General features: G+C 38.0%; 15 protein-coding genes and 1 pseudogene. 1 reads left to right on the top strand and 15 read right to left on the bottom strand.

Annotation, left to right across the window (positions count from 1 at the left end; genetic code table 11):
• Window positions 1–2: 2 nt before the first annotated feature.
• From ACGHCK_RS09840 to ACGHCK_RS09825, 4 genes are all read right to left on the bottom strand, one after another.
• Window positions 3–1,268 (bottom strand): Rep family protein, encoded by a 1,266-nt coding sequence (locus tag ACGHCK_RS09840; protein ID WP_394304556.1) that lies wholly within the window; start codon window positions 1,266–1,268, stop codon window positions 3–5.
• A 345-nt stretch (window positions 1,269–1,613) separates the two neighbouring features.
• Window positions 1,614–1,949 carry a hypothetical protein gene (locus ACGHCK_RS09835; RefSeq protein ID WP_394304555.1) on the bottom strand — a complete coding sequence of 112 codons (336 nt, stop codon included), beginning with the start codon at window positions 1,947–1,949 and terminating at the stop codon, window positions 1,614–1,616.
• A gap of 11 nt (window positions 1,950–1,960) precedes the next feature.
• The gene (locus ACGHCK_RS09830; RefSeq protein ID WP_394304554.1) at window positions 1,961–2,419 is read right to left on the bottom strand and encodes a hypothetical protein; all 459 of its coding nucleotides are present in this window, start codon (window positions 2,417–2,419) and stop codon (window positions 1,961–1,963) included.
• Window positions 2,416–2,685 (bottom strand): hypothetical protein, encoded by a 270-nt coding sequence (locus ACGHCK_RS09825; RefSeq protein WP_394304553.1) that lies wholly within the window; start codon window positions 2,683–2,685, stop codon window positions 2,416–2,418. Before ACGHCK_RS09825 ends, ACGHCK_RS09830 begins: the two co-directional genes overlap by 4 nt.
• Window positions 2,686–2,926: 241 nt before the next feature.
• Between ACGHCK_RS09825 and ACGHCK_RS09820 the strand changes: the two genes are divergently transcribed.
• Complete coding sequence (locus ACGHCK_RS09820) at window positions 2,927–3,499, top strand: helix-turn-helix domain-containing protein (protein WP_394304552.1); 573 nt, start codon at window positions 2,927–2,929, stop codon at window positions 3,497–3,499.
• A 332-nt stretch (window positions 3,500–3,831) separates the two neighbouring features.
• Here the strand turns inward: ACGHCK_RS09820 and ACGHCK_RS09815 are convergent.
• From ACGHCK_RS09815 to ACGHCK_RS09765, 11 genes and pseudogenes are all read right to left on the bottom strand, one after another.
• Window positions 3,832–5,285: pseudogene (locus ACGHCK_RS09815) on the bottom strand (IS1182 family transposase).
• A gap of 331 nt (window positions 5,286–5,616) precedes the next feature.
• Complete coding sequence (locus ACGHCK_RS09810; protein ID WP_251422520.1) at window positions 5,617–6,150, bottom strand: DUF5626 family protein; 534 nt, start codon at window positions 6,148–6,150, stop codon at window positions 5,617–5,619.
• 696 nt (window positions 6,151–6,846) lie between these two features.
• The gene (locus tag ACGHCK_RS09805; protein WP_251422523.1) at window positions 6,847–7,014 is read right to left on the bottom strand and encodes a hypothetical protein; all 168 of its coding nucleotides are present in this window, start codon (window positions 7,012–7,014) and stop codon (window positions 6,847–6,849) included.
• A complete protein-coding gene (gtfB, locus tag ACGHCK_RS09800; RefSeq protein WP_251422526.1) occupies window positions 7,015–8,331 on the bottom strand; it encodes an accessory Sec system glycosylation chaperone GtfB in 1,317 nt (438 codons plus the stop codon).
• Window positions 8,324–9,829, bottom strand: coding sequence for an accessory Sec system glycosyltransferase GtfA (gene gtfA / locus ACGHCK_RS09795; protein WP_251422529.1), 1,506 nt, complete (start codon window positions 9,827–9,829; stop codon window positions 8,324–8,326). Before gtfA ends, gtfB begins: the two co-directional genes overlap by 8 nt.
• 11 nt (window positions 9,830–9,840) lie before the next feature.
• A complete protein-coding gene (secA2, locus tag ACGHCK_RS09790) occupies window positions 9,841–12,228 on the bottom strand; it encodes an accessory Sec system translocase SecA2 (RefSeq protein ID WP_251422532.1) in 2,388 nt (795 codons plus the stop codon).
• A 2-nt stretch (window positions 12,229–12,230) separates the two neighbouring features.
• The gene (gene asp3, locus ACGHCK_RS09785; RefSeq protein ID WP_251422534.1) at window positions 12,231–12,779 is read right to left on the bottom strand and encodes an accessory Sec system protein Asp3; all 549 of its coding nucleotides are present in this window, start codon (window positions 12,777–12,779) and stop codon (window positions 12,231–12,233) included.
• Window positions 12,776–14,359 carry an accessory Sec system protein Asp2 gene (gene asp2, locus ACGHCK_RS09780; RefSeq protein WP_251422537.1) on the bottom strand — a complete coding sequence of 528 codons (1,584 nt, stop codon included), beginning with the start codon at window positions 14,357–14,359 and terminating at the stop codon, window positions 12,776–12,778. The genes asp3 and asp2 overlap by 4 nt, the downstream gene beginning before the upstream one ends.
• A 4-nt stretch (window positions 14,360–14,363) precedes the next feature.
• The gene (gene asp1 / locus ACGHCK_RS09775) at window positions 14,364–15,926 is read right to left on the bottom strand and encodes an accessory Sec system protein Asp1 (protein WP_251422540.1); all 1,563 of its coding nucleotides are present in this window, start codon (window positions 15,924–15,926) and stop codon (window positions 14,364–14,366) included.
• Between the two features lie 9 nt (window positions 15,927–15,935).
• A complete protein-coding gene (secY2, locus tag ACGHCK_RS09770) occupies window positions 15,936–17,201 on the bottom strand; it encodes an accessory Sec system protein translocase subunit SecY2 (protein ID WP_251422542.1) in 1,266 nt (421 codons plus the stop codon).
• A gap of 145 nt (window positions 17,202–17,346) precedes the next feature.
• A partial coding sequence (locus ACGHCK_RS09765) for an LPXTG cell wall anchor domain-containing protein (protein WP_394304548.1) occupies window positions 17,347–17,741 on the bottom strand: 395 nt, incomplete at its 5' end.

Genomic DNA, 17,741 nt, shown 5'->3' with positions numbered 1-17,741 from the left:
TTTTATCCTCGATTTCTTTTTTCTTCAAATCCAAATTTTTTTAAAATTTCTAATGCTGTTTTTTTCATTGCAACATCATCATCTATTTTTTCACAAATCACAGAGCCAATAGAAAACATTTCTTGATTTTTACTGTCATATATCCCTAAATGAAACTGTGTTTTCATATATCCTAGAGAAACACAGCGTATTTCATAGGGAACCCGTCGTGCTATCTCATGTCTTTTTATCTGTCTATTCTCAAAGCTTTCTGATTGTTCAAAATTTGGCATGAGATTATCAATAAATGTTTCTCTGCTGTCCGTACTCGTTAAGAAAAGATACCTCGCTAACCAGTGCTTATCTTTACCACGTGAATTAATCGGACTATAATTTTTAGGGTCTGCAAATCCTAAAAATTCTTTATTATTGAACTCTTTGCCAGAAATTTCATTAAATATAGAAACTTCTTCGCCTTGATACAGACCTGAGGGATCGAAAGTTTTATTCTTACCAGAAGCAGGTATCAAGTGCAACCTATCTGTGAGTAACAAGCCCATTCTTTTAGCTAAATGACTTTTTCCCGACTCACTAGCCCCCCAAATATAAACAGTTGATAAATCTCTACCCTTAACCTTATATTCTTCGCCCTTATGCTGTAAATATTCTTGAAAGTCTTTTTCAAATTCTCTACGATATTTTTTATAAAATTTATCCGCTAAAGCTCTATCAAATTCTTTAAAAAATAATTCTCGAATTTTAGATAAATATAACTCTCCATTCATAATTTGTTCAGAAATATCCGCAACAAACTCCTCAACTTCTTTTTGAATGTTTGTTTTTTCTTTACCTTTTATCAATTTAAGATAGTCACAATTGATAGTATGAACACTAGATACTTCATACTGATATTTACCGTCTATCATAGCTTGTTCTGTTCTATGGGTTAAATACCTTGCAGAATTAGCTATTTTCTTCGTATTTTGGCAATTTTCTGGTCTTGACACATTAAACATCTTCATAACTGCCGCCTGAGGTTTGGCATTTTCAAAGCTAACTAAGATATGAACATGTAAAGGTTTTGGTAATCCGTCAGATAAAACATCTTTATCATGGAAAGCATAAGCACACCAAGATTTTTCTGAAATATTGAAATCTATTAACTTAACTATTTTTTCTTTCCATTGCTCTTGTGTGATATCTGACTTTATATTTCCTTGTTCATCATGAATTTCATAATCATAATTTAAGGTTACGTTATAGGTTCTAAATCTTTTCGCCTGTGCCACATAACCTCCTTTCTTAATTGTTAATACAATTCAGAATGTTCATTTTCATAAATTTTCATTTTGCACAAATTAAACTACTGTGCAATATTACACTAATATTTCTTTTTCGCTTCGCGGTCCCTTCGGGTACTCTATGACGGAGTTTCCGAGTACCCGTAATATTACAAAGTGCATTTTATTTTTGCACTTGCACAGTATACTTTTTGTAAAACTTACTTTCTTTTTCTCATTTTTCTAGTCAAATTCTTGTCGGTCGTGTTCGCCTTATCTCTTAACGACAAAAGGGAGCTTAATGCCTTTAGGGCAACGCTCCCTTTTGTCTAAGATGTCGCCCACTGACAAGAATTAGCCTAGCTTTCTAAGTGTTCCATTGTACCAAAGCATAACCCCTTTACGGTCTGTAATTGCCCCGTGGTTCGTAATCTCAACAGAAACCTTATCATTCATAGCAACTCTTGGCTTTTCAGTCGAATTGATAAAGAAAGTTTGACGTAAGAATTCAGAGCCAGGCTCCATAATTTGAACTTCAGTTCTCCAGCCGTTTGGTTCATTTACTTTTTTATCTGGGTTCCATTTTGTACGCTCTACTGGATCAGCATTGACATACAGCTCTTTAGCATTTTGAATTTGTTTAACAATATCGTCTGCGATTTTATTTACATTGATTGTGATTTGTGCCATTTTAGCACCTCCTAGCGTTTTTTAAATATATTCTTTAAGCCTTTATTTTCGAGAGCTTCAACTCGTTCTGTTAGAGCCATTACTTGATTATGCAGAGTAGCAATGTCACTCTGTAGGTTTTTGTTATATTTTTCTAAATCCCTAATTTTTCCTTTTGCAATGTTGAAATTACGTGTTAATCGTGTTATTCTACTTTCTTGCTCAGAACGTTTTTCTTCAGCAAGATTGCCCCATACTTCAGAAATAGCATTTTCTTTGCTTTTGCCCTCCAACAATAATTTTTCAAACTCTATAAAGTCCTGTAAATCTTCTTCTGAAAAATCATAGGTGGTTCGATTTTTTCGACCTCTCCCATTTCTCACTTTAATACGATTGAATTGATGTCCTGAGATTTTTTCTATCTCTCCTCTCCATTTTCGTATCGTATTATAGGGACGTTGCAAAGCTTCTGCCAGTTCATAGTAATTCATCCAGCTTTACCTAGAGATTGTATTTTTCTAAAAACTTCTGCATCAATATTATCCGCACGCCAATTAATTTCAGCTTCATCTGTATCCTCAATAAGCTTTTGAGTATAAGTTTCGGTCATTTCACAGAGGTTTTGATAATTTACAACCATTTGTTCGCTTGACACTTCCTCAGAATCTACAGGCAGAAGTCTACCCAGTAACATAACATTTGCGATGATACCTAAACCTTTCCTAATATCATCTAATTCAACTTTAGTTTCTTGCATAAATTTAAATCCCTTCTAGAATTTGTTATAATTGTACTGTTAGTTTTTGTAAGTCTCTTTCTTCTTGGTCGTGGAAAGAGATTTTTTATTTAATATAATCGATAGACAATACCTCCTTGTGGTATAATAATTATAATGAAAAACAACAGGGTTATATTTATGGTTTACAATTAAACCTAAGATAAGTTTATCATTCCGAGGTTTGTTTGTCAACCCAAAAGTAAACCAAAAAGGATTTTTTATGACTAAAATAATATTTAATGATTTTGCACGTAATTTAAAACAATTGAGAAAAAAGAGAGATTGGTCACAGCAAGAACTGGCTGATAAGGTAGGGGTAAGTAAGCAAAGTATTTTCAATTATGAAAATAATAAAAAAACTCCAAGTCAAGATACCCTAGAAAAAATTGCGCAAGTACTGAAGGTAAGCCAAGGTTTTCTTCTATCTGGAACACAAGACTTGCTTGATTCCCTTGAATTTGATAAGGGTACTCCTGAGCATGAATATGCACAGGCAAGAGAATATCTTGCATTTGATATTGGTAGAAGAGCATTAGTGACAAAATCTTTAGAAAATAGTGCTTTCAGTATTTCTGATTTAGAATATTTTTTAGATATCTATGAAGTACCTAGTAGTTTAGTAAATAGTCTTAACTATGAAGAAAAGATTAATTATTTAAAATTTATTATGAATAATCAAATTGAAAAGTCCATAAAACAAATTGAAAAAACTGTAATCCAAAATAAAGTGTTTGATGCTACATATGCCTGGGACTACTGGGATTTAGATAGCAAAAAAACTGACAGCAAATAATTGCTGTCAGTTGGAATCCGTCTCCGCTTAGGTCGAAAAGTCTTTCGACCGTCAGCTCCACGGATTGAATTTTATTATCGTGGGTTGTGCCTATTTTTGTGTCCAAACTCAAAAAATTATAAGTGGGCTAAAACCTACAACTCCCTTTGTACTGCGATTTCTAAAATTAAAATAACACAAAAATATAATAAATAAGTCATTCAGTGGCATTATATATACTAGTTCAATCCTTATGGTTGAGCTTTTTATTTTAACTTTGTGCCGAATTTGTGTCTAATTTCTTTACTTTATGATACATACATTTTAACAAAGAACAACAAAAATAGCTTAAACTATTGTTCAAGCTTCAGACCGTAGACAAACAGCCTCAAAATCTGAGGCTGTTTTCTTGTATTCATAATGAAAAGTAATTTCAACTGTAATTCTCTCTTTTTTAGACCAAAAAGCAAGCTTTCTTGCTCCCTATTTTTTAGCACTTTCGCCAGTTTCTTCATATTCATGCTCGCAAAAGTCAGGGCTAGCTTTTTCTCCATCTGCCCCAGCCCAATTTCATTGGTATATCTCAAACCATGATATTCCTTCCCTGTGCCAAAGATCCGCTCGATGGTCTCTCTGCGCAAGAGATAGATGCTCTTAAAGAAGCCTAAACGCCTAATCTGCTCAACACCATCCAAATCATCCTGCCAAATATGCCGTGTGATAAGCTTGGTTTTATTGGCAGATTGGGTACAATCTGACAAGAGCGGACAAGACTGACAAATTTTCGCATTACTCTTATACTCATGATAGCCTAATTTATTAGTTGTAGAATAGTTTAGCCACTGACCTTGGGGGCAAGTATAGCCATCAAACTCACGGTCATATTTAAAATCTTTCTTCCTCAGCCCTGCTTTCTTGCCTTTGGGACGAGTATAAGGAAAAACAGGTGTAATCCCCTGTGTAATCAAGAGATATGCAAGGGCTGGCGTTTTATAACCAGCATCCATCACCATCATTTCTATCTGATATTTTGCTTCTAAAACATCAAAAAGTGACTTGAAAGCTCTTGAATCATGTTCATTACCTGGGTGCACAGTAAAACCCAAAACTCAGCTATTTTTATCACAAGCAACCTGTGCATTGTAGGCAAAAACGTGTTTGTGCTCTCCTTTTCTAAACCAGCCAGCTTCCGGGTCTGTTTTAGAAACTTTAATATTTTTAAGCTCAGTGTCGCTTCTTTCTAAGGGCTCTTTTTCGTGACGTTCACGCTCCATTTTGATTTCGGATTTGAGGGTGTCTGCGTAAAAGAGGGCTTCATTTGCGACTTCTTGGTTTTCATACTTATGGCTAATGGCATGGGCATTGATGTGGGTACCGTCTATGAAAACTACAGATTCATCCACTAATTCTGCCTGTCTCGCCTGTTCTAAAATACCATAGAAAATTTGTTCAAAAAGATCCGTATCTTTGAACCTGCGGGAATAAGATTGCCAAAGGTTGAAAAATGGGGGACATCATCTTCTAAGCTCAAGCCTAAAAACCAACGGTAAGCATTATTAACCTGAATCTGCTTGATGGTCTGGCGCATGGAACGTATGCCTTCAAGATATTGTAAAAGAGGCAATTTAATAAGTAGGACGGGGTCTAGAGATGGTCGACCACTGTCATCGCTATAAAGCGGCGCAACCAAATCATAAATGAAATCAAAATCAATGTCGCGTAGATAATGGTCTTGCGGGACCAGCTCGTCTAAAGTGTAGAAGCCGTATTGATTGCGGGGGAAGTCTTTGTTTTGTTTTTTGAACATAAGCAGCTCCTGTATCCGTTTTCTTTTAGTCCATTATAGCATTGAAGAAACAAAAAAGACAAGGTCTCTTGACTTTGTCTACAGTCTGAGACAGTTTCCTGTCTCTTTTGTTCTTGTTTTTTCGCAAGTGTCCCAAGCTCAAAAAAGCTCCGCTAGCAATTTCATTGAGAGTATTTCATGCTTGATTTCATGGAGATTTTTTACTTATTTTTATTGATTAGTTTTTTTATAAAATAGACAACAAAAACAATAAGGGCTATAAATGTAATAAAAACTATACTCATCATAGTCATATTGTACCTCCTTTCATATTAACAATTTGTAATTGTGATTAATTATTTGTAATTACAAGTTTGTTAGAACTATTGATAGTGGCACGTACCCATCCTGTCCAAGATAGAACATCCCAAATTGGAGTTGTTGCTTCAAAATGAGCCGTTGCTCGTTTGCTATTCTCAACTCTTAGACTAGATGACTTGATAGCGATACCAATAATCGTGTAATTTAAATTGTTGGCTGATGTTATTTTATTGTTTTTCACGTTTATATAAAATGTTACGTGCCAATTTAAACCCCAAGCGCTAACTTTATGTGAACCGTTTGATATACGTAATAAAGGATTTGATGCAGTTTCAACCTTGAAATTTGTTACATTTCCTTGGTCATCTACGATAGTTTTTGTATCTCCATTGAGTGATAAGTTTGACAAATCAAATTCTGCGGAAACACTAGAAGGTTTCTGGATAGCAGATACACTATATTGATCATTGTCATCAGCAAAAGCTACTGTTGAAGGTGCAATAGCTCCAGACAACATTGATAACATTGCACTTGAGAGAATGATTTTTTTCTTTAATTTTTTCATAATAAATCTTAAAATTCCTTTTATTATAGTTAACTATCATATTTCGACAATATTTTCCATGAATGCTTGACGACGCTTTCCCAATGTTAGAATAGCACTTTCATCCATGTATTACAACATTTTTTAAGATGGAAAAATACCATAATTTGAAATTTATTATCATGGTTTTATTTCCCAACTTCCACAGTTATTTCGACTTTAAAAACTGTAGACTCTCTATTTTAGAACGCTAAAAGTATATATAATGCCTCAGATTTCTGTTGCATAACATTTATTATCTTATATAAATGTATATATTATAAATCCATTAGCACTTTATTTTTATAAAAAGGGCTAAGCCTTGTATAGCCATCTGCCAAATAAAAGATAAAGCCCGTATACAAACCCTATGTGAGCTTGGTACCATTCGATTTAGAACGATTTTACTGTGGTTTTCATGACTTTAAAGATATTCCTCATTTCATGCAAAACTCTCACTTTCTCTTTTAGAGTAATCTTAGGTGTTTCTTCTACTCAGACTTACAAATTGTTTGCCACTTCTCCGATAATTTATCCCTCGCAAAAAATAAGAAACTGAGGCAAAAACCGAAAAAATGCTCAAGATGGCATTTCTCTATGCCATCTTGAGCATTTTTTCTTTCTGCATTTTAGATAAGTTTGAGCTTTTATCTTCGTCGTCTCAGACTCATCATTCTTTTACGTAAGGTAACGGAGCAAAGACAAGACGACCGATAGGGTCACCAAAACAACAATAATGGTATAAAAAATTGGTCTCCGATTAACTTCAGGCTCGTGCTGCTCAAGTCTTGCCTTATCAATTCGTTCTTCGATATCTTTATCAAGCAATTCATTTTTACGAGTCATTTAGTAACCTCCTAATATCTGATGATAATCCTCTGGCGTTGACTGTCCAGCATCGGAACGTTGTTTTGTAACTGCACGTGGCAAATCTTGACACTGCCGTAAAAAGTCAACCATTTGTTCAGGCTCTTGCGCTTTAAAAATATAATCTGGTGACATAAACTGCCGTTGATGAACGGTATTATCAAATCCTAAAATGAGAAGATCTGACTCATAGGCACGACGACTGGCTGATAAAATCTCTCCCCCATGATTGATGTCAAGGTAGACATCACATGCTTCAAAGAGCTGGTCAACCATTTTCTGAGAGACGTTTGGGTAGAGGGTCACTTGCTGAAAACTCTCATAATCAATGAGGTGTTGAGACATTTCTGTCAATGCTGCAATATGAATATGATAATCCTGCAAGTTTCGGAGTAAATTATCCAATCCCTCAATCTGGTCCGAATTTGTTAAAATCAGAGCTTGCTTACGATTGTGATTTGTACGTATGTTGGGATAAATATATCCAAGATATGCAATTTTCTCCGCTTCCTCTGCACTTGCCAAACGAAGTAATTTCTCATAAACTGTTTTTTGTTGGACAACTACACGTTTAGTCCGCCCAGCATTTCCTTCAAGGATGAGTTTCATATTTCCTGGAATAGCCTCACCTACATCCTCCTGCCAAAATAAGGTATCCACTCCTTCACCTTGATAATAATAGGAAGCTAAAAACGGTAATCCGAGTGAATTATACCAAATATTTGAGAGGTTATACCCTGCCTCTGCCAGATAAAACAGGATAAAATCCACCAGCCTTGTAAAATGATAGTCTTTGCCTTGCCAACTCAGTAGAACATCCCCTGTTACAAGATTATGACTGATCACCTCATGCCCTTGTTTCGTAAAATATTTTTTGAGAACAACTTGCTGATTTCCATCAAAGTAAGTCTTTGCAAAGCACCAGCCGTATTGGTTGTAGTGGTCGGTTACATACACCTTTCCATCCAAAGTCAACCAATCTACCTGCTTTATCAGACGTAAGTAGAGTGGCATATGATAATGAATGGTCGCTTTCTTAACGCCGTAACTCCATACCTCACCTTCTGTATTATTTCCTGTAATTTGCCAGCCTTCAGGAACAGTGAGTTGGTTAAAGTAAAGAGCTTTACCAGTATCAGAAGTAGCATTACAAAAATAGCGATAAGGGGAAGTGATGTCCTCAGGCAGATTGCCTTCGTCATTAAGAACGATTGTCTCACCCATGATTCCCGCTGCTTGCAGAGAATAATGTAAATCCAAGGCTTCTTGGTTCAACCAGTCATATATTCTAATCATATAAAACCTCCTTGATAAAGTCTTGCCACTGTTTAGCTACTTCGTGTGCCAAAAAAGCCTGTGCTTTTTGGTAAGAATGGGCATGTGCCTTATCTGCATCCATTGTTTGAAAGTATTGAACAATAGCATCAGCAAAAACTTGTGCCATATGCTGGCTATTATCAGGTTCTTGGCGTTCTAAGAGCAGACCATTCACCCCATGACGGATAAAGGTCTGGTTGCCATAAGGTACATCTAAACCAATCAAAGGCAGACCCGAACCTACTGCTTCAAGAAGAGTTAAACCAAATCCTTCACTGGTGGAGGCCGTCAAGTATAAAGCATAATCTTTATAGATTTCTGTCAAGTTCTGATGACCTTTCAGCTGAATATAGTCCTGAGCATGAGCATCAGAAATAAGCTTTGTGAGTTTATTGCGTTCCCCTCCTTCACCATAGATGTCAAATGTCAACTGTGGCAAAGATTTTTTCGCCAAGATAACAGCTTGTAAAAGCCAATCAATATGCTTTTCTGAAGCCAAACGTGAACTTGTCATCATGCGATAAGGCACACGCTGACTTTCTGGGTAGCGTAACTTATCCAAGCTCCCTACAGGGATAGCATAAATTTTTGGTCGGTGAGTTGTATAATGTTGGAACTGCTCATCCAAGAGTTCCTTTTGGACTTGGGTTGAGGCGATGAAGGCATCGACTTTATCAGCATTTGTAAACTGATATTCGTAATAATTATTCCACAGAATATTATCCTCTTCATCTGCTTTTGCATTGTAATGCTCTGCATGGATAACCACAGCTAGAGCAGCCTGCCCCTTATGGTCAAATACAGCCTGTCCAATACCTGTTGCACGATCAAGTAAAATCATATCTTTTCTTGTTAACGCCAAACAGTCTAACAAATATCCTACTAACTCTTCCTTGCCATAGCACCACTTGTTTTCAAACTTGAAGATGCTCATCTCAGGCTCACAATATTCTTCATAGGCGACACTCCCATCCTCATTGAAAAAGGAGCGCTGAATGAGTTGCGGTTTTTGATCTTTGGGCATGTAATATTCCGTAAAAATCTTTACATAACTATAGTAATCCTTACGTACTAAATTACCTTTTGATACGTATTCTACACGTTGAACATAGTTGTCCTCAGGCCCGCATAGGGAAACGTTAGCGTAGAAATCCTCGTTAAAGTGATAGCGCCATAAATTTCCAGCTTTATCAATAGACTGAACAGGTAGAGTGAAACTGTTCTCAAGTTCTGATAGGGGATAACTTGTTGGAGCAATTTTAATATCTGTAAAATAGCTGTATAGCCAAATAATCTCGTCATCACTAAAGCCGATATTTGCAGTCAAATGTTCCAAATTTTCATGTTGAAACATGTCTGTAAAGATGAATTTGGCAGGAATCCCCAAGTCGCGAAACACACTCGCGCGGTAAGCTTGGGCATACTCAACTCCACTACTTGCCCAGCCTATTCCTAAATTAATGTTATAAATTGTCATCTTAAACTTCCTTATACAAAATAAATTGAATAGCCCGTATTGCCATCGCTTTCGATGGTACTTAACATAACATTACGTAGCACTGTTTCTTTCACAGCTTGACACATGCGGTCATAAGATCGCAGAGATTCTTGATAATACTCTGTCATGGTACTCCTTTGGGCTGCTTGCCGGAGCGATACAAAATTTTTCAGCTGCTGCAAATTGTCCACCTGCTCCAACCAGCAAGCGTCAATAGCATGTAAAATCGAAAGGCGTAAAAATTCAGATTTTTTCTCCTCAGTCTGTAATCTTTCAGCTTTTCGACTCATCTCTGAGTAATACAGACTTTTTAGATAACGCTTCACAGCTACCTGATTGTCAATAGAAACAGGAAGTGAAGCTTCCTGAAATTGATAGCTAAAATTATCTAAAATATAGCGGCGTAAGGAGCGTTCTGTTAGACCAGAATTTGATGCCAAATACTGTGAAATCACTTCGTCCACAATATGGTCAACTTTTTGAGATAAGTTTTTCTCGTCATAAATCAACTCATCACGTAATGCATAGATTTTTTGACGTTGAACACGTAAACTTTCATCAAATTTAATGGTCGATTGACGTGCCAAAACTGAACGGTCTTCACTCTTTGCTTGCGCTTGCTTTAAGATACGTTGATGTCTTCTCTGATGCAAAGGCTGCCCATAGTCGCTGCGTTGGTGATGATTATTTTTTTCAAAATATCGTGTTGCCCATTTGCCACCGTATTGCTGTACTAGCTCATCCTCTAACGAAACGAAAAATTGACTCAAGCCAGGATCACCCTGGCGCCCTGCACGCCCTCGCAACTGCCAATCAATACGACTGTTAGGCATCCGTTCTGTACCAATAACGGCCAAGCCGCCAAGTTCCGCAACGCCTTCACCCAGCTTGATATCTGTTCCACGACCGGCTAGGGATGTGGCGATTGTCACTGTTCCTTTTTGCCCCGCTTCTTTAATAATCAGGGCTTCTTTAGCAACATTTTTCGCTGTCAAGACACTATGAACAATACCTTCTTGCAATAGCATGCGGGAATAGATTTCAGCAATATCCACTGTACCAGAAATCAAAAGAACGGGTTGCCCTTTAGCATGCAGCTTTTTTACATATGTCAAAGTCGCTGCCAGTTTCTCAGGTAAAGTCACATAAATCTGATCTGGAAAGTCTTGACGAATCACGGGCTTATGGGTTGGGATAACGATGACAGATACACGATAAGTGCTGATAAGTTCATCTTCTGCAATTTTTCCTGTTCCTGTCATTCCAGATAACTTGGGAAACATATTAAATAAACTTTGATAAGTCACTGAAGCTACTGAACGAGAGTCTTTTGTTTTCTTGACCCCCTCTTTAGTTTCAATTGCTTGATGAATCCCTGACTGAAGACGAGTCCCTTCTAAGATGCGCCCTGTACGGTTATCCAAAAGTTTGACCTCATTATCCACCACAACATAATCCACATCTTTTTTATATAAATGGTGAGCGCGAAGCGCTAGATTAATGTGCCTGTTCAATTCAAAATAGCTACTGTCATAGAGATTTGGGATATTAAAATAGTTTTCTGCATAATGTCCACCCTTAACTGTCAAATAAACAGCCTTATCTTCTCTGTTAAAATGATATTCTTCCTCTTCATGCAATGTCAGCACAAACTGGTTGCACACATCATAGAGATTAGATTGAACGCGCGGAACTCCTGAGATAATCAAAGGTGTCTGAGCACTGTCGAGCAATACCGCATCTGCCTCATCCACAATAACATAATGGAAGGGTCTGAGAAACTTACCTTTTTTATCGCCTGCAAGATTATCAGCGAGATAGTCGAAGCCCAGTGCTGTACTGGTTGTATAAGTAATATCTGATGCATAAATTTCTCTTTTTCGTTTGGCATCAACCTCTTCGTCTTCTTCATAAACACCTACACCTACCTTCAAGTCCATGAATGAAAAGACTGGCGACATCTCCATTGCATCTCGTTTAGCGAGATAGTCATTTGTCGTAACGAGTATGGCTCCCTTCTCTTCCAAAGCATTAAGATAAAGAGGTAAAGTCGCCGTTAGAGTTTTACCCTCACCCGTTTTCATCTCAATGATATAGCCAAAATGCAAGGCCAAGCCGCCTAGAACTTGAACATCATATGGAAAGAGACCCAAAATTCTTTTGTCTGCCTCACGCATCGCTGCGAAAGCCTCCACAAGTATATGATCCAACGTTTCTCCAGATTGTAAACGCTCTTTAAATTCAGCTGTTTTTGCTGACAATTCAGCATCAGTCAAGGCACTCATCTCATCAGCTCGGGCATTAATTTTTTTCAAAATACGGCGAAGTCGGCGAAGTTTTAGGGCATTCATTACCCCTCTTCTTTCTTTTGGCGACATAGTCACTCCTCTTCTATATTTCTGATAAGAGGGGCTACAAGGGCGAGCTCCTCTGGTAATTTATCTGATAAATAGCCTCTTGTCTTCATCGCATAGCTTGTAACGTTATGCTGCGGCTCTGTCAAAAATAAGCTAAGATGATTAAAAGTCAAATCGCTGCATCCCGCACTGAACAAAGAAATATGATAAGTAAATGTTTCCTCTGGACAAGTGAACTGTCCCACTTTCTCACGTTGGATATAAGACCAGATGACTTCATTTTGTCGATTGTAAAAATCAACTTGGAGATAGGCTCTATCAGCCGGGACCGTTTCAAAGGCAGCAGACAGTTCGTAAGCACGATTGGGGATCAGGAGAGGAAGCTCTGGCGAGCGACGATCCCCTTGATAGTTGGTCCGTGAGTCAAATTTCAGCAAAGGTTTTCCAGAAGCCAGAAGAGGATTGTGGTAATGAAGTGTTTTTCCTGCTATCTGTAGTTGAGTTCCGTAAAGGTAAACATGACCCTTATGGACTTCTGTCCATGTGATTGTTTTTACTAATTGTTTTGTCATCTTCCCCTCCTTTCATACCCCTCCCCAAGAAGATCAACATATTGTTTCATAAACCACTTCTTGATGGAGTGACTATTGTCATTGTGACGTCCCTCATAGCCTTTAGCATAAATATGGACATTCCTTTGGGAAAGGTGATGGATAAGCCTTTCAGTCGCTGAACGGTCATAGTCATCTTGCTCCATATAAGCAATTGCAAAATGTGTATCGGAAAAATCAGAAGTTGTAAACTTCTCCCAAAATTTCTTGTTAAGATTGTCAATATTTGCAGGTGAAGTGCCACCCGTTGCGTTCAAAAGGACATCAGCACTGGTTTCAAACTCATCGGGACGGAGCAGTTTCATTCCTTTAACCGTATCACCAAGATTAGTAAAAGGTTTGCCAACAACAACTGCGTAGGGATTAAAATGTGCAGCATAGTACAGGGCACCGTAAGTTCCCATTGATAAGCCTGAAAGAATCAAATCAGAGGACGAAAAACCTAGATAGTCCAAAGCCTCTTGAATAGCAGCCACAATTGTTTGCTCAAGCTCAGGTGTACCAATGTAGAAACCGCCTCCTTCAAGACGTGGATCACCTATCAACATAAACGGTGTCTTGAGAGATTTCATGATACCATAACCCTCAAAACCTTCTGCCGATCTATATCCTGAAAAATAAACAGTCAGTGGTGGCTTCATATCCCCAGGATTGAAGTAAGTAATAACCTCTTGACGCTTACCATCACTGTGACGTTCCCCACCCAAAACAAAGCGGCCCAGGCCAATACGTGAATAGCGCCAATGCAGAGGGCCAAAAGTAACCTCTCCTTCCCCCTTTGCATAGATCGAAACCGTATAAAAACTTATTTTTTCGTTCTCTACAGGAATAACGTAGGGTTCTTGCATGTCGGCTTCTGTCAATATTATCGGTGCCTGCAAGTCATATAAACTCCCCGCACGAATCGGAAAGATACGAAGTTGTAGGTCACAAGTACCTGATTTTTTGACATATTCTTGCCAAATTTCTAAGGCAACGGGGAAGGTACTGAGATTGTAGCGGAAGGTAAACAGCTGCTCAAAGTTCTCACCAAAGTAACCTGAGGCTGTCATACCTACATGTCCATCGAAGTGGATATTCCCTTGAAAATTTGGATTCACATCTATATCAGGAATTTTTAACTTGGCACCATATTGGCTGTCAAACAGAACCTGTGAGAGATACTTTATTTTTTGCGAAATGTCGCCATCAATCGGTAATTCACGCAAGCATTTTCTGCGAAATATCCCCGTTGGACTCATGTCTCTTATGAAAAGCCCTTTATCATGATACAAACCATAAGCCTCAATCGTAGAATCCAGTGGTTCAAGAAGCGACTCATCAATAGTTTCTGTGAGGAGAATGGCGTTAAAACGAATACGGATTTTTGGCTCATCCCTCTCCTCCGATGCTACCATTATTTTAGCACGTTCAGCTTGTTTAAGTGCTTCTAAAAAGGAAACAATCTCATTTGGGCGACAAAAATGCCACTGCATGTCTTGAGGTAAAGCATCAACTTGCTCCGCCCAATTATTGTTACCAATCTGTAAGACTGTAATCATCTTTTCACTCCTTTTCTAGCAATGATTGCCACTGTGCTAATATTTTACCACTTGTATAGTCAGACATCTTAGAAACTGCATACACAAGAGCTTTGTTCCAGTTTGTCAAACCATCAAAGTAATAATCCAGCGCCTTGTGCAGCTCTTGTGACGAAGAAATAACCCAGCCATTTTTTTGATGATCGACATAATCTGTTTCTACTCTATTGATCTGAGGAACGCCTGCACTAATACTTGCTATCTGTGTGTACAAGTCAGGAAATTCTCCCAAATCAATCACCAGACGAGCACTGTCTAAAGCTGTAATGATATGATTTTCATTGCTAAAATATTCAAAACTAATACGCTGAAGTTCCTCTACTTCCTCATCAACATGATTCTCGCTAAAGTCCTCAGCCTCTCCATAGAAAAGGCAACGATCATATCGCTCATTTATCAACTGTTCAACCCAGCTTTGAAGATTTTTCAAATCATAATCTGAGCGAAAAGTGATGAGCCTAAGTTGGACAGACTCACAAACGGCCATTTTATCTAAAATGGGCAGTATATATTTCCTAAGAATGTCATCACTAATCGTATCGATATAAAAGTAAATAATGAGTTCTTTCATAAGTTGACTATGTCCCAACCTCAAACGGGTATCAAAGGGAGAAATCTGTGTTACTTTCTTATCAGTTAAACCGACTTCCTCTAAACGCCGATTCAGATGTGACAGTGTCGTCTTGGTATCTGTTACCATAAGATCCGCTGCTGATGCCACTTCCAAAAAGGTGGAAGATGCAAGATTATAACGCTCTCCAAAGAAGGACAGCACCTTTGTTTGTTTTTCAAAAAGAGAAAGCAAGAGATGATTATGTTGCTCATGTGATGCAATCACCAAAGTATCATCATCATTAAAGTACTGACGACGTAAAAGAGAGAGACGTTCAATAATCAGTGCTTCCCAACTGTCATAAGTCAGTTGCCTAAACATATGGTCCGATACAGGGTTAATAATAATTTTTGACTGTTCGCCAAAAACTTCTCGCACTTGCCAAACTCCTCTGGGATTAAGATAGTCTTGGTATTGAACCTGGCCATTTGCATCATAATAAATCAAACTGGACAAGAAACCTCTATCATCAAAGACATAGGTTTTATCTGTATGCCCCTCCTTCTGATAATCAATTTGCATAAGATTACCATTTTCAGCGAAATGAATATAGGCCAGCGGAGCATCTTCCAGCATTGCTACAAGAGCAAAAGGACTGTGATGAAAAGCTGTCCCTTGTGGCCAATCAAGGTCTTTAAACGAGATAGGATTGGTGTGCATACTTTTGATATTCTGGATATCATCAAAGAATGACCAATATGAGCTTGTTAATAAACCTTGCTTATGCAAATAATAGCGCAGTTGAGGACTGTAGTTTAAGATTAATAACTGGCTTGGTTCCTGGACTTGTTCGAACATCTTGATATGATTGACAGTATCGTCAAATTGCATCCTCTCAAAGACTCGAAACCAAAAGGAGGTCGTATCATACCAGATGCGTCCTTGACCATACCATGCTGGAACAAAATAGTACATGCAAAACTCCTAGATAATATTTTTATAATTTTTCCAATTCTGTAACATGTTGACTTGTTCAATAATACCTAGCATTAAGGTTGACACGATATAGGCGTTACTCACAAGTAAGGCAATGCTGATATTGTCACTGTTTCCCTGTTGTGTCAGCACCACAACAGCTAAAGGGCAAGCACCCAAAAGCAGTACCATCCACGCCCCAAATTGAGCCAGTAGATTGACTTTAGACTGTATAAAACGTCTCGTTTCATCGCCAGGTCGCACAAAATCAATGTAATCACCATTTTGGCGCATCCCTTTAGCAATATCGTAAGCGTCATAGTTATAATAAGCAAACCCAATAGCGAGTATATAAAGAATAACAGCATAGATTCCTACACCTAAGGGCTTGGAGATACCGATTTGCGTCACCAGACTTATAATCGTGGGATTATTCGGAAAAATAGATAACAAACCGCTCAAAATAAAGGGGGGTAACATCATCAGCGTCATTCCATACATGAAAGGCAGCGCACCTGCTGGTGTAACACGAATAGGCAGGTAGCTTTCTTTATTATATGCATTATTTATGCCAATGCGTCGTATAGGAATACGGTACTCCGCACGGTAAAGCACTACTGTTAGCAAAACCAGTAAAAAATAGGTGCTTAAGAAAATGAGTAAAGAAAGCATCAAACCAAGAGATGAAAACTGGTTTTCAGAGAAATACGCGCCTATGTTGTCCTTAAAAGCAAGTGCCATATTGACAAGAATGATAAGCATCATCCCACCTAGACCTTTCTGTGCATTAAGATTTCCCAACCAGATCAATACAAAACTTCCTGCTGTCATGATAAGCATTGTGAAAAGTCGCAAGGTAGATTCTTGAGCAGTATCTAGAGCTAATCTATTATAACTGGAAGCAGCTGTTAATCCAAAACTCTGAATGAGAGCAATTCCAAGCGTTAAAAATAGGCGATAACGGTTGAGTTGTTTACTGGTTGCATTTTTGAAATACCCCATCATCGTGATAAAACGCCAAATAATCATGGCTGTCATCCAAGGACTTAAACCAAGTGAAAATAAGTTGATACTACTGAGTTGCGCTCCTGTTACTGAGGCCACATTATTAAGCAGCTGTATATCAACTATCTTGGCCAAAGCTTCAGTATTTAGGATTACAGTTGGCACTGGAATTTGTTGTCCAAACATATAGACCAACACGATAACCAAGCTCCATAGAAGTTTTGGAAAAATCAAGGCGCTACGCCATTTTTTTTGTAGTTTGAGAAACATAATTTTCTTATTTCCTTATTTATTTCTTGCGAATCATCTTTTTATCGCTTATTTCATATAAGCATTTATCAAGCCCTGTTATAACACAGAAGTAGCCATCCCTTATAGAATGACTACTTTATGCTGACACTAAGATTACTTCTTATTAATTTTCATCTGATTTTTTCCGTTTTCTTCCAGCCAAAAGTCCTGTCAAGAATAGACCAACAGCTGACAACGCACCTGTACTTGCACCCTCACCAGTATTTGGCAAACGACGTGAAAGTTCGGAATTTAACTCAGATGCTGCTTCGGAAGCAGCTTCGCTTACTGATTCTGATACGGATTCTGAAACTGATTCGCTTACTGACTCAGATACAGACTCAGATACAGATTCACTTACTGACTCAGACACGGACTCTGATACGGATTCAGATACGGATTCAGATACGGATTCAGATACAGACTCAGATACGGATTCACTTACTGATTCTGATACGGACTCTGATACGGATTCGCTCACTGATTCTGATACAGATTCACTTACTGATTCAGATACAG

Source organism: Lactococcus muris, from assembly GCF_042849115.1.
GTDB lineage: Bacteria > Bacillota > Bacilli > Lactobacillales > Streptococcaceae > Lactococcus > Lactococcus muris.
The sequence above is the reverse complement of the archived record's forward strand: the minus strand, read 5'-3'. Positions and strand labels throughout refer to the sequence as shown.

Coding starts and splice junctions, on each gene's coding strand:
- ACGHCK_RS09830 (WP_394304554.1), bottom strand. CDS start 2,419: ATGAATTACTATGAACTGGCAGAAGCTTTGCAACGTCCCTATAATACG.
- gtfA (WP_251422529.1), bottom strand. CDS start 9,829: ATGACAATTTATAACATTAATTTAGGAATAGGCTGGGCAAGTAGTGGA.
- secA2 (WP_251422532.1), bottom strand. CDS start 12,228: ATGTCGCCAAAAGAAAGAAGAGGGGTAATGAATGCCCTAAAACTTCGC.
- secY2 (WP_251422542.1), bottom strand. CDS start 17,201: ATGTTTCTCAAACTACAAAAAAAATGGCGTAGCGCCTTGATTTTTCCA.
- ACGHCK_RS09825 (WP_394304553.1), bottom strand. CDS start 2,685: ATGCAAGAAACTAAAGTTGAATTAGATGATATTAGGAAAGGTTTAGGT.
- gtfB (WP_251422526.1), bottom strand. CDS start 8,331: ATGATTAGAATATATGACTGGTTGAACCAAGAAGCCTTGGATTTACAT.
- asp2 (WP_251422537.1), bottom strand. CDS start 14,359: ATGATTACAGTCTTACAGATTGGTAACAATAATTGGGCGGAGCAAGTT.
- ACGHCK_RS09820 (WP_394304552.1), top strand. CDS start 2,927: ATGACTAAAATAATATTTAATGATTTTGCACGTAATTTAAAACAATTG.
- ACGHCK_RS09835 (WP_394304555.1), bottom strand. CDS start 1,949: ATGGCACAAATCACAATCAATGTAAATAAAATCGCAGACGATATTGTT.
- ACGHCK_RS09810 (WP_251422520.1), bottom strand. CDS start 6,150: ATGAAAAAATTAAAGAAAAAAATCATTCTCTCAAGTGCAATGTTATCA.
- ACGHCK_RS09805 (WP_251422523.1), bottom strand. CDS start 7,014: ATGACTCGTAAAAATGAATTGCTTGATAAAGATATCGAAGAACGAATT.
- asp3 (WP_251422534.1), bottom strand. CDS start 12,779: ATGACAAAACAATTAGTAAAAACAATCACATGGACAGAAGTCCATAAG.
- asp1 (WP_251422540.1), bottom strand. CDS start 15,926: ATGTACTATTTTGTTCCAGCATGGTATGGTCAAGGACGCATCTGGTAT.